Origin of the sequence: Nostoc sp., from assembly GCF_036917935.1 — a bacterium.
Classification (GTDB): domain Bacteria; phylum Cyanobacteriota; class Cyanobacteriia; order Cyanobacteriales; family Nostocaceae; genus Nostoc.
In genome coordinates this window covers 35,643-49,398 of sequence record NZ_JBALEL010000051.1, presented here as the reverse complement: position 1 = coordinate 49,398, position 13,756 = coordinate 35,643, and the positions used below count along the sequence as shown (strand labels likewise).

6 protein-coding genes are annotated in these 13,756 nt (G+C 42.5%); 3 read left to right on the top strand and 3 right to left on the bottom strand.

Features of this window, described 5'->3' with window-relative positions; translation table 11 throughout:
• Window positions 1-262: 262 nt before the first annotated feature.
• Together V7K62_RS21040 and V7K62_RS21035 are read left to right on the top strand one after the other, a co-directional pair.
• Window positions 263-1,687 (top strand): ATP-binding protein, encoded by a 1,425-nt coding sequence (locus V7K62_RS21040; RefSeq protein ID WP_334867446.1) that lies wholly within the window; start codon window positions 263-265, stop codon window positions 1,685-1,687.
• 89 nt (window positions 1,688-1,776) lie between these two features.
• Entirely contained in the window at window positions 1,777-7,752 is a 5,976-nt protein-coding gene (locus V7K62_RS21035) for an nSTAND1 domain-containing NTPase (RefSeq protein WP_334867444.1), read from the top strand.
• A gap of 44 nt (window positions 7,753-7,796) precedes the next feature.
• Here V7K62_RS21035 and V7K62_RS21030 read toward each other — a convergent pair whose 3' ends face one another.
• From V7K62_RS21030 to V7K62_RS21020, 3 genes are all read right to left on the bottom strand, one after another.
• A complete protein-coding gene (locus V7K62_RS21030; RefSeq protein ID WP_334867442.1) occupies window positions 7,797-8,435 on the bottom strand; it encodes an acetoacetate decarboxylase family protein in 639 nt (212 codons plus the stop codon).
• Window positions 8,436-8,568: 133 nt separating this feature from the next.
• Window positions 8,569-10,476: a molecular chaperone DnaK gene (gene dnaK / locus V7K62_RS21025; RefSeq protein ID WP_334867440.1), complete on the bottom strand. Its 1,908-nt coding sequence runs from the start codon at window positions 10,474-10,476 to the stop codon at window positions 8,569-8,571.
• A 428-nt stretch (window positions 10,477-10,904) separates the two neighbouring features.
• Entirely contained in the window at window positions 10,905-11,723 is an 819-nt protein-coding gene (locus V7K62_RS21020) for an SDR family oxidoreductase (protein WP_334867438.1), read from the bottom strand.
• A 366-nt stretch (window positions 11,724-12,089) separates the two neighbouring features.
• Here V7K62_RS21020 and V7K62_RS21015 point away from each other — a divergent pair, with 366 nt between their 5' ends.
• Complete coding sequence (locus V7K62_RS21015; RefSeq protein ID WP_334867437.1) at window positions 12,090-13,613, top strand: sensor histidine kinase; 1,524 nt, start codon at window positions 12,090-12,092, stop codon at window positions 13,611-13,613.
• The last annotated feature ends 143 nt before the right edge of the window (window positions 13,614-13,756 follow it).

Below are 13,756 nucleotides of genomic sequence, written 5' to 3'. Positions count from 1 at the left end.
ATTGATTCATTAAAACTCGAAAATGGTGATTCCTTATCGACCCCTTGCCCTCTCAATTCGTAGAATTGAATTGGTTGGTGGTCAATTCGTCAGACGCCGGAGTACCGGCTACCGCTTTCGCTATCACCCAAAAATTCATCCCACGCTCCCCTGAGTACAGGGTGAGACGTGGGGCTTCTTTTCGTTTAAGCTAAACAATTTTGCGGAATATGTAACAGGGTTTGTGTTGACAATAAAGAAAAGCCTTGTTGTGAGGTAGTTAATGGAACTGGATTTACAGAAGTTTTATCAGGCTTGCAACCCTAGCAAGACCTTGGCTGTAGAAAATGCCGAGGATCGAAAGTACTATATTGATTTTTCCTCAGTGCGCGGTGGCAGGATCATTGAGGAGTTAAAGGAGAATATTACCTTTTTCTCACCTGAAGGCCCTACCTGCGAATTATTTACAGGACACATCGGCTGTGGTAAATCGACAGAATTGCTCAGACTGAAAGCAGAATTAGAGCAAGCAGACTTCCATGTGGTATATTTTGAGTCCAGTCAAGACCTGGAAATGGGTGATGTCGATATCAGTGATATTTTATTGAGCGTAGCTCGCCGAGTTAGTGAAAGTCTCAATAGCTTAGAAAAACTGGAAATTCCTGAACCCCAAGGTCTGAAGAAAATACTTCAAGGAGCCGCTAAACTGTTGATGACGGAAGTTGAGGTTTCTGCCGAAGCATCACTTCCTGGTATTGGTAAGTTTTCTGCAAGTACTGAAGGTAAATTTGCTGCTGAAGCGAAAATTCCAGGTATTGGAGAGCTGAAAGCAAATGAGAAAGAAGGAGTATCAGTGGTGGCGCTAGGCATTGGCAAGATTACAGCCAAAGCCAAAAATAGCCCGGAACTTCGCAACAAGTTAAGAGAATATTTAGGGCCGCGCACAAAAGGCATTTTAGATGTAATTAACGAGGAATTACTCGAACCTGCCATAGTTAAACTGAAGCAACACGGCAAAAAAGGACTAGTGGTAATTGTCGATAATCTCGATCGCGTCGAAACTGCTGCTAAGTCTTGGGGACGACCCCAGCCTGAATATCTATTTGTAGATCGGGGAGAACAATTAACTCAACTCAAGTGCCACGTGGTTTACACCATGCCTTTAGAGTTGATGTTTTCCAATGACTTGAGTCGGTTGACACAGCGATTTATGGTAGATCCAAAAGTGTTGCCAATGGTGCCAGTGCAGTTGAGAGATGGCAGTGAATGTGCCGAGGGGATGGCACTGTTGCAACAGATGATATTAGCAAGAGCCTACCCTGATGTCCAGTCCAGCGATCGCGTCGCCCTGATTACAGAGATTTTTGATACTCAGCAAACCTTAAATCGACTGTGCCGAATCAGTGGCGGTCATGTCCGAGAATTACTCAGACTGCTCAATGATTGGATCAAAAAGGAAAGAAGACTGCCTCTATCTCGTGCGGGGTTAGAAACCGTAATTAGAGCCTATTGCAATCAAATGACTTTAGCAATCACAGATGATGAGTGGGACTTGCTGCGCCAGGTACAACAACGAAAATGGGTCAGCGGCGATAATGGATACCGAGTTTTGGTACACAGTCGATTCGTCTATGAGTACCGAGACACTCAAGGGTCTTGGTTTGAAATTAATCCAATTTTGGCAGAAGCACCAAGGTTGCAGTTTTAAGTTCTGAGTGAGGAGTTAGGAGTTAGGAGTTTTTAATCTCCCCCTGCTCCCCCTACTTCCCCATCTCCCCATAAATAAGAGGTCTAGTCATGAGTGATCCACAGCCACTCACAATCGACAACGAAAATTCTTTAGAAGAATTAGCATGGGCGATCGCTACTTCTCAAAAAGAATTTTCTCTGATTTTGGCACTTTGTAATGCAGCTAATTTGCGAAAACGTTTGGTACAAAGTCTGCAAGCATCCAGCGATTTGGAAATTCGGGAAATAGTTCTGGATAAGTCAATTAAGACATTTTTTCAGACTATCCAAGACTCACTAGGCTTGGAGCATCCCCAGGTCTTAGTTGTGTCTGGTTTAGAGGCGGTTACTAAACTTGAACAAGTTCTGAGTGCGGCTAATCAGGTAAGGGAAGAGTTGAGAAAAAATTTCCACTTCCCGTTGGTGTTGTGGGTAACAGATGAGGTACTGCACAAACTCATACGATTAGCACCAGATTTACACAGTTGGAGTACAACTGTTGAATTTGCGATCGCCACTGATGATTTAATCGATTTTATCCAGCAAACTGCGAATGAAGTCTTTGAAAAAGTTTTAGCCGCTGGTGCAGGCAGATATCTCGACAACACCGCACTTAATTTACAAATTGGCTCTCCGCGTCGCGTTGAATTGGAGTCAGCATGGCATGATTTGCAAAATCGTCGTTTGAGTCTGAATCCAGAGCTTGAGGCGAGTTTAGAATTTATGCTAGGTCGAGCTACTTCTAGCTCACTGGAAGTGTCAGGGCAACATTACGAGCGCAGCTTAATACTTTTTAGTCAAGACACTTCATCTCTTCAGTTTTTAGAGCGACGCGCCTGTTTACAGTATTCTATGGGATTATGGTGGCGAACCTACGCAGTATTGCATCACCCCGAACGCGATCGCGCTCATAATCTTGCCAAAGATTATTTTCAGCAATGTATTGAGGTATTCGAGCAAGCTAACCGCCAAGAATTGGTAGCTAAATTTATCAACGCTTTGGGAGCTATCTTGCAAAGTCTCCATCGCTGGGAGGAGTTGGAAGTTGTTGCTAATAAAGCATTAGCTCTGCATCAAACTTATTTTGATCGGTTTAAACTAGCTAGAGCTTACGGTTTTATGGCTGAAGTGGCGATCGCTAAATCAGCTTGGAATGAGGCAAAACGAACGGCACAACAAGCGCTTTCGCTGCTAGATAGTGTGCAAATAGATACAGCTAACCCAGTCTCAGAGGAGATGAAAGCAGATTTAGATTGGGAAAGGTCGTATCATCGGGGTTGGTATTTGTTTGCTCTAGCGCGATCGCAATCTGCACTAAATCTCTCACAAGCAGCACTCGAAACCTTAGAAACTGCCAAAACAGAAACCAAACCCCAATACGATCCAGAGCTTTACATTCACATTTTGGCAGACTTACGAGCAAGCTACTTTCAAAAAGGTGAATATCTCACGGCATTTCATCTTAAACAAGAGCAGCGCTCAATTGAACAGCAATATGGTTTCCGTGCTTTCATTGGTGCAGGTAGGTTACAGCCTCAACAGACGGAAAATAACCCGGCTTTACCATCCTTTGAACAACAAGCAACAGTAGCGACAGAAATTGCTGCTTCTGGAAGACAGCAAGATATTAATCGCCTAATTGAACGCATGGGTCAATCTGACCGTAAACTAACAATAATTCATGGGCAATCAGGCGTTGGCAAAAGTTCGATTTTACAGGCTGGATTAATCCCAGCATTGAAACAAAAATCAATTGCAACTCGTGATGTTTTACCTGTTTTGCAACAAGTTTATCCAGATTGGATTGGAGAACTGAATAATCGGCTAAGAGATGCTCTCTGTTACCTAACCTCCGAAGTCAGGGGGAAAGCGTACTCCCCTCCTCTGTTAGAAGAGGGTTTAGGGCAAAGGTCTATCCTCAACCAATTAGCAAAACATGATGATTACAACCTACTAACAGTTTTAATCTTTGATCAATTTGAAGAATTTTTCTTCATTTATAAAGACCCGACTAGTAGGAGGCCTTTTTATGAATTTTTACGCGAATGCCTAGATATACCCTTTGTAAAAGTTATCTTATCTTTACGTGAAGATTATGTCTATTATCTATTGGAATGTAATAATCGCCTTGCTAATTTTGAAGTAATTAATAACAATATTTTAGACAAAGATATTCTCTACTTTCTGGATAATTTTTCAGTAGAGGATGCTAAAAAAATTATTCAAACATTAACTGAAAAAAGCCAGTTAGTTTTAGAAGGAGCATTAATTAATGAATTGGTAAATGATTTAGCTAGAGATTTAGGGGAAGTACGCCCGATTGAGTTGCAAGTGGTAGGAGCGCAACTACAAACAGAAAAAATAACCAGCCTAGAACAATATCAACAACATGGGCCCAAAGAAAACTTTGTTGGGCGATTTTTAGAACAAATCGTCAAAGACTGCGGTTCTGATAATGAACAAATAGCCAAACTAGTTTTGTACTTGCTCACAGATGAAAACAATACTCGCCCTCTCAAAAATCGTGCTGATTTGGAATTAGAGTTAGATATAAAAGCTGAAAAATTAGACTTAGTTTTAGAAATATTAATCAAATCAGGATTAGTGTTGAGGGTACCAGCATCACCGGCTGACCGCTATCAACTAGTACATGATTATTTAGTGCCGTTCGTTCGCCAGCAACAATCAGCCCGATTAATTGCTGAGTTAGAAAAGGAGAGAGAGCAACGGAAGCTGACAGAAGCGAAGCTGAATGAGGTTCTGCAACAACAACTTTTAGAGACACGTCGCGGCTTAGTCTGGAAAGTAGCATTAGGGGCGATCGCTGGGGGATTAGCAATATTCTTGCCACTAGTGTTAATCAGTCAGAACAATGCCAATCTCTACTCTATGACTCAGGAGTCAAAAAATCAACTTAACTCAAATAAAGATTTGGAAGCGCTTGTAGAAGCTCTAAAAGCAGGTAAACGATTACAACAATGGTGGTCAATAGGAGTACAACCCGAAACCCAAATGAAACTGGTGACAACACTACAGGATGTAGTTTATAAAATAAGAGAGCGCAACAGTTTAGAAGGGTATAAAGATACTGTCACCCGTGTGAGTTTTAGCCATGATAGTCAGAGAGTAGTTACTGGCAGTGAAGATGGGACAGTGAAAATCTGGAGTCGGGACGGCAGAGAAATTCCTAATTTTAATTTTAGAGCTTATAACAAAAAGATTACCAGCGTCAGCTTCAGCCGTGATGATCAGATGGTAGTTGCTGGCAGTGAAGACGGTAAAGTACTACTTATTAGGAGTCGGGATGGCAAAGAAATCGCCAACTTCCAGGGGTACGAAGAGGAAATTACCAGTATCAACTTCAGTCCCGATGGTCAAAAGTTGATTTCTGCAAGTAAGGACAAAACTTTCAAACTTTGGAATCTTAAAGGTGAAGTAATCACAACCTTTAAAGGGCATAAGGAAAGTGTTAATAGCGTCAGCTTCAGTCCTGATGGTCAGCTAATTGTTTCTGGTAGTGAAGACAACATGGTCAAACTTTGGACTTTGAATGGCAAAGCTATCAAAACATTAAATAATGAAATTCCTGTTACCGAAGTTACCTTCAGCCCTGATGGTCAAACCATAGCTTCAGCAGGTGAATACAACAATATAAAACTCTGGCGACGTAACGGTTCCTTGATCAAAACCCTTAGCTCGTCTGGGAGTGTAAGTTTTAGTCCTGATAGTAAGAGTATTGCTTTAACTAGTTTTAGCGAAAGTACTGTAAGCGTAGAAATCGACCAGATTGACACCGAAAATACAGGAACGACCTTTGAACTCAAAGGACATGGAAATAATATCACCAGCGTCAGCGTTAGCCCTGACTTTCAAATGCTGGCCTCTGGAAGTGAGGATAGAACTGTGAAACTTTGGAGTTTAGAAAAGAACAGAGATTTCAAAAACCCTGATGAATCTGTAGTAAACAATGTGAGTTTCAGCCCCAACAGTCAGCTAATTGCCTCTGTGAGTGGTGAAGACAATGTACGACTGTGGAAGCAAAACGGTGCTCTCAAGACAACCTTACCAGGGCATAATTCACAACTTAGTTTCAGTCCGGATAGCCAGATGTTAGTTACAGCTAGTGAGGATCGTACAGTACAACTTTGGCGACGCGATGGTACTTTTATTAAAACTCTCCAGGGCGATGTTATACCGGGAAGCTTTAGCTCCGATGGACGAACCATTGCACTAGTTAAAAATGACAATAGAGTAGAACTATCAACAAGTAACGGTAAATATATTTCTACGCTCAAAGGTGACAAAAATAGGGTGAAGCAAATAACTTTCAGCCCAAATGGCGAAACTATTGCTACTTATGATGAGAATAAAACTATCAAAGTATGGCAGAGAAATGGTAAGTTAATTAATATTATTAATGGTAATGAATACAAGAGTATAGGTTTTAGTTATGATGGCGAAGTTTTAGCTATTCAAAATGGAAGAACTCTGAATTTTTGGCAACGAAAGGGTAAAAAAATTAAGTCTATTAATGATTTACAAGGTATAGCAACTTTTAGCCCTGATGGAAAATTAATAGCCATTATCAGACCTGATATACGTGATAAAAGAGTAAAATTCAAGTTAGAATTATGGCGAATTGATGGTACGTTACTTAGAACGTTTTCAGAAATAAATATCTATATCTATGATGGCATCTCCAGACCTTATTTTACAGAGGATAGTCAGGTTATAGTTTATCAAGATTATCAACAATTGATTTTCTGGAGAAGTAATGGCTATTTACTCTCGAAAATTGATAAAAATGTAAATAGCTTCAGCCCAGATTTGCAAACTTTAGCCACAATGGAAGAAAAGAATAGTGTCAAACTATGGAAAAGTGATGGTACATTCCTCAGAACTATTCAAGTTAAAACTAAAAAAGCAAATATTGAATCTATTACTTTTAATGATGATGGTCAAACTTTAGTTATCCACACTAATAAAAACACACTAGAAATTTGGCGTCAGGATGGTACTTGGCTCAAAACTATCATAGGTCTGAATAATAGGAAGATTGAGCGCTTGGCTACTGATAAAATTGAAGAGCAGGATGATGAATTGCCAATGAGCTTCAAGGATAAAACTCTAGCTATCCGCACGCAAGAGAATGAAGTACAATTATGGAGAATTGATAGCAATACCAGTACAAATATATCCCCAATTAAAACTATCAAGAACCAAGGTAATTGGGTTAAAGAAGTGAACTTTGTTAACACTGACACAATAGCGATTGTTAGTGGTGTAGATGTAGTAAAACTCTGGCAGATTCCTAGTGCAATAGGTAAGAAAGTGCAGCTGTTGCAGTCTATGAAAGGACATACTAATCAGATTACAAGCATCAGCATCAGCCCTAATGGTCAATTAATAGCCTCAGCCAGTAAGGATAATACTGTAAAACTTTGGCGGACTGACGGCAAGCTTCTCAAGACATTCAGAGGGCACAAAGACAATGTTAACAGCATCAGTTTTAGTCCAGATAGTCAGCTTATTGCTTCAGCTAGTGATGACAAAACTGTTAAAGTATGGCAACTTGATGGCAAAATGCTTATGTCTTTTGACAAGCATGATAATAGTGTCAACAGTGTCAATTTTAGTCCCGATGGCAAAATGATTGCTTCTGCTAGTAAAGACAGAACTGTGAGAGTTTGGAGTTTAGAAGGCAAGGAAAGAAAAAATTTATATACTGAAGAGCCTGTCAATAAAGTCAGTTTCAGCCCTAATGGTCAGATGATTGCATCTGCTAGTGATAAGACTGTTAAACTATCGAGCATTGATGGTACTTTGCTAGCAACCTTTAGCGATCGCTTTGGTAACGATGATGTTAGTTTTAGTCTAGATGGTAAAACTATTGCCGCTCCTTTGGACAACGGAATATCAGTTTGGAATTTTGACCTGAAAGAACTGCTCAAGCGCGGTTGTGACGAGGCTCATGATTATCTCAAGAATAACCCAAAAGCAGGGAGCGATCGCTATCTCTGTGACGACATCTACAAAAAAAAGTGAAAGCTCAAGGTGTCTTATTTAGAGTCAAATAAAACACCTTTAAATTAATCTAAAATTGATTGACCTACCACTTTTGGCGCATCAACCCGCAAACTCAACTGCTCACAACGGACAGTTAACCAAGGCTGACCTAAGCCTATTCCAGAAAAAGGACTTTCGATGGGGATTTCTAACTTAGAACCAATCAAACCCAACAGAGACTCAAATTCAGCAGGGAATATCAGCAAATCAGCACCCTTAGCGCTGAAACTAGAAGCACTTAATCGCTGTCTCCATGCCAAGCTTTGTTGATTATACTTAAGACTACACAATTTACGGTTTTCTTGATGCACAGTAATATGCTTTCCTTGTTCCCAGGTAAACTCAGCTAGTTCCTTTGGTAGTCCCCAAATTTCTCGACCACCAGCCACCGAATCAGCATTATCTACATAAATATGGGAAATCCAACCGCCGATTTTCCTCTGGTAATTAATCAAAGCTGGGACAACAATTAACTCACTATACTCCAGTACTGAACCTGACCCGTAATTAGATAAATACACGCTACCGAGGGTTTTACCAGGCCATACAGAAACAATGTCTAACTCTAAGGGAATCAAAGGGCGCACTTGGTCAATATTTACCAAATGCAGAGTTTGGATAGCATAACCTTGAAGTGTCCAAGGTGCTTGTGGATATGGCATAAGGGATTAACCGAACTTGATATAACTCCTAATTCCTAACTCCTAACTCATTAAAAAAATCCCCACCCAGACAAATGCCTGAGTGGGTAATATGAGGTCGGACAAAACAATCTTCCCAAAAGAAGTAGGGGAATTACTTGCTCTCTGTGAAATCAGCGTCAATCACATCGTCGCCGCTACCAGAGCTAGATGTGGAACCGCTATTGTCTTGAGGTTCAGCACCAGGTGTAGCACCGCCACCGGCTTGTTGATAGATGTTGCTACCAACGGCGAATAGTGCTTGTTGCAATTCTGGGGTGAGCTTCTTGATTTGCTCATCGTCTTCTTTAGCAACTGCTTCCCGCACTTCTTTCACCAAACCTTCGACTTTGGTCTTGTCAGCATCGGGAACCTTATCGCCCAATTCTTGTAACTGCTTTTCAGCTTGGTATGCCAAAGAATCGGCTTGGTTCTTGCGTTCAATCTTCTCACGCCGCTCTTTGTCAGATGAAGCGTTTTGTTCAGCTTCTCTCACCATCCGGTCAACGTCATTTTTATCCAGGGTGGAAGCGCCAGTTATACTGATGGACTGTTCTTTACCAGTACCTTTGTCCTTAGCGGTGACGTTAAGGATACCGTTAGCGTCAATGTCGAAGACCACTTCAATTTGAGGGACGCCACGTGGTGCAGGAGGAATACCATCGAGGCGGAAGGTTCCCAAGCTCTTGTTATCGTTAGAGAATTCGCGTTCACCTTGCAGGACGTGAATTTCTACATTGGTTTGTCCATCCACAGCCGTGGAGAACACTTCGGATTTTTTGGTGGGAATTGTCGTGTTACGGGGGATAATTTTGGTCATCACCCCGCCCAATGTTTCCACACCCAAAGATAGCGGTGTCACATCTAACAGCAAGATGCCAGTTACATCACCAGCCAGTACCCCGGCTTGAATGGCTGCACCAACTGCTACGACTTCATCAGGGTTAACGCTTTGGTTGGGGTCTTTACCCAATACCTGCTTCACAATCTGGTGGACTGCGGGAATACGGGTAGAACCACCAACTAACACCACTTCATCAATATCGCCTTTGTTTAACTTGGCATCCCGGAGGGCGTTTTCCACAGGAATACGGCAACGGTCGATTAAGTCAGAGCAAAGTTCTTCAAACTGAGCGCGAGTCAGGGTTGTATCCAGGTGCTTGGGCCCATCCTGGGTTGCGGTGATAAATGGTAGGTTAATTTCTGCTTGGGTGACGCTAGAAAGCTCAATTTTGGCTTTTTCTGCGGCTTCAGTCAGACGTTGTAAAGCTTGTTTGTCTTTCCGCAGGTCAATACCTTCGGCTTTTTTAAACTTCTCAGCTAAGAAGTCAACTATTTTTTTGTCAAAGTCGTCACCACCAAGGTGAGTATCACCAGATGTGGCTAGTACTTCAAAAACTCCATCTCCTACTTCCAGCACGGATACGTCGAAGGTACCACCACCAAGGTCAAATACTAGGATGGTTTCGTTACTCTTCTTGTCAAATCCATAAGCCAGAGAAGCAGCGGTAGGCTCGTTGATAATCCGCAGAACTTCAATTCCGGCAATTTTACCAGCGTCTTTTGTCGCTTGCCGTTGAGAGTCGTTGAAGTATGCGGGAACGGTGATTACAGCTTGGGTTACGGTTTCACCCAGGTATTTGCTGGCATCTTCAACTAGTTTGCGAAGAACTTTTGCAGAAATTTCTTCAGGAGCAAACGGTTTACCAGCTATCGGACAATCTAATTTGACATTGCCGTTGCTGCTGAGAACTTTGTAAGAAACTTCCGTAGCTTCGTTACTCACTTCATCGTAGCGGCGACCGATAAAGCGTTTGACTGAGTAAAACGTATTTTCGGGGTTCATCACCGCTTGGCGTTTGGCGATTTGGCCAACCAAGTTGTCGCCATTTTTCGCAAATGCGACTACTGATGGCGTTGTCCGAAAACCTTCAGCATTAGCAATTACTGTGGGTTTGCCACCTTCCATCACTGCCACGCAGGAGTTCGTTGTTCCTAAGTCAATTCCAACTACTTTTGCCATTTTAGGTGCTGGCTCCGTATAACTACAAATGAATGAATGAGAATATAAAGCACTAAATTTTGAACCAACAGGGTCAAGAAATCAGCCAGTTCAGCATGAACACCTTTGTTTTGGCTTTCCTGGGGTTAAAACTCCAGACTATGCTGATATATATACTGAAGCTTAGTGGTAGCCAGTCCATGAAGGGTGGTTTCCCGAACCTTGCTTGGGACGGTTAAACTAACTAAATTGTGTTTTTAGTTGGTTCATGGATTAATTTGTCTTCACTCTGTCTAATGTAGAAGAATTAATACTTTCAGTAATTAGGGTGAACCGTAACGTCCGAGTGGTGTTTGCCGTCTTTTGAGGCAATAAACTACAGAAGCAGTCAGGATTGGGGATTGGGAATTGGAGATTGGATAAAATATGACTCAGCACTTAGCAGTTACTCAGAGCGAAGAAAAAAGAGTTTCCCAGTCAATTACAGGCGGTCTTTGTCCTTGGTTGACTATTTCAAAAATTTTCCTAGAACTACTTGGCTGAAAAAGGCATTCTACACAAGCATTTGCGACGTCAATTCGGCTGGCATCACCCGAAAGTGTATCCCCAGTGCCTATGACCACACCGTATTTACCCCCAGTTTTTGCCTTCAGGAGGCTGTTGAGGTCGTATGAGGTATAGGGGCCGTCAATGAGGCGTCCTGGGCGGATAATGGTGTAGGGTAATCCGGAACTAATAATCGACTCTTCGCCTTTTTGTTTGGCATCCAACACGCCAAAACCATTAAGAATACTAAAAGGAAACTGATTTTTACGGAGAATTCCACAAGAAGAGACAAAAACGAATCGCTTCAAATTCTGGGGTGCTGCTGCTACTAGGTTGCTGACACCTTGAGCATCGATCTTTGCCGGACTATTCTTTGCTTTTGCTTCGCTAGATTTGGGATTAAGGAAAATTATTCCCCATTCAATCAAGTTTGGGGGTTGGTCAAACTCCCATCGCGCAGAGGGAAAGGCAGTGGTTCCAGTACAATTTATGATGTGGGTGACACCTGGCATTGCGGCTGGCAGTGTAGCTGGTTGGCGGATGTCACCAACAGCAATTTCCACTCTTTGGTTAAACATCTTTTCAGCTTTTGTGGCATTGCGTGTCAGGACACGAACTTTCAAACCCTTCTCTAGCAGTTTGCCTACCACCAGTTGCCCGACTCCACCAGTAGCACCAGCAACTAGTACCAAATCTTCAACTGAAGTTTCAAAAGAAGTCATAAAATGCCCTTGAGATAGTCTATTGCTAATCTACTCAAAAAAATGCGATGTCTACGACGGGCTACGCTTACGCAGATGGACTCTTTTAGGTAGCTTGCTGCATCTGACGAAATGAGGTTTATCCCTTCTCAAACTTGCATCTGCGATCGCCATCCCTATCGGTAAAATTCAGCGCAAATATTTTTCAGCCCATAACTGCGACGCCGAATAGCCCGTCGTAGACATCGCTATTATAGGGGAAATTGCGCCTGAATTGTTCGGTTCTACCACTGTCACCAGTACACAAATAGCTATAACCTCTTAAGTAGTAGTGAAATGTCTACCCTAGACGCTGTTAGTCGCTCTTGAATTAAGGGGTGAAAGCCTGTGTACAAATGGATATTGCCAAGCCTGAGCGAAATCTTGGCTGAAAATCAATCAAGTGTGGCTGAATGTTCACCTGCTAAAGCAGAGCAGCAGTGGCGTGTCAGCCTCGCAGCGACAGAACATTTGCTATTAAATACTTTAGCAGCTCCTTCAGCTGACACAACGCAAGGATTAGTTTTAACTGCACCAGCACCGTTATTTAGTCAGCCAAAACTGACCCAAAGTTTACAAACAGTAACTTTTACAGCAAAACCATTTAACCCCTTGGCGCTGATGCCATTTCAGATGCCAGGTGCAATCGCGTCTGTCCATGAAGAAATTGCTCCCCATGAATCGGTACTTCCTTTACTACCTGCCGATCCGCTGGGGGCGGAACAGTTTTGCTTGGTTTTTACAGATAAATTTAGATTAGTACTGGTTTTAGCAACCCACAAAAACGGTAAAAAAACCTTTTCATTTTCTTTTGAGCCAGAGGTAGTACAGCAGGCTTGGCGATCGCTAGGGGCACGGGTAATGCTGGCTAATCCAGAATTTTTTGCCCGCTTGGACGCATTAGTAGAACAGCATTCTCCGGTAGCACCAGACTACCGGATGATGATTCAGTTTAGCCAGTTGTTGCTTCAAGAATTAACAGAACCAGAAGAGACTAGAGACTCTTTACTAGGGACTGGGGAGAAAGAGAATAAGGGGGACAAGGAGAATAACTCATGCCCAATACTTGGGCAACGCTCAGTACAAGTGCCCAATCCCCATTACCCCTTATCCCCAGAGGGGGCCCCACCTTCCCCAAATCCTGATGTAGAATTGCTCCAAGCCTTCGCTCACGAAGTCCGCACACCTTTAACAACAATTCGCACCATGACTCGTCTGCTGTTGAAGCGGCGAGACTTAGATGTTAGTGTGATCAATCGCTTAAAAGTTATCGATCACGAGTGTACCGAGCAAATTGACCGCATGGAATTGCTGTTTAAGGCCGCAGAACTAGAAACTACTGCCTCAGCAAAATCGTCAAAAACTCAACTCACGCCGATGTCTTTAGATCAAGTGTTGCAGCAAAGTATTCCCCGGTGGGAACAAGCAGCGCATCGGCGGAACTTAACTTTAAATGTTGTTTTCCCCCAGCAACTACCGACAGTGGTAAGCAATCCTACCATGCTGGATCAGGTTCTGACTGGTTTGATAGAAAATTTTACTCGCAGCTTGCCCCCTGGCAGCCATATTCAAGTACAAGTTATCCCCGCTGGAGATCAACTGAAGTTACAATTATCGCCGCAATTCCGGTGCAAAGATTCAAATAAAGCCGCCACACCTGCAACGCCACCAATTCGTAAGGCTCTAGGTCAACTGCTGATGTTCCAACCAGAAACAGGTACGATTAGTTTGAATATCGCTGCAACCAAGCATTTGTTTCAGGCGATCGGTGGCAAACTAATTGTGCGCCAGCGTCCACACTATGGCGAAGTTTTAACGATTTTTCTGCCTTTAGAAGTTAGCAATAAACAGAAACCGGCAGTTAGGAATTAGAGATATAGCAGTTCTCGTTTACATCTGGTACATCTGTAGTAGCACAGCAGTGCCCCTCATCCCCTAACCCCTTCTCCCGTGTTGGGAGAAGGGGTTAGGGGATGAGGGCAAAACTCATACATTCTAAAGATTTCACCTTAAGA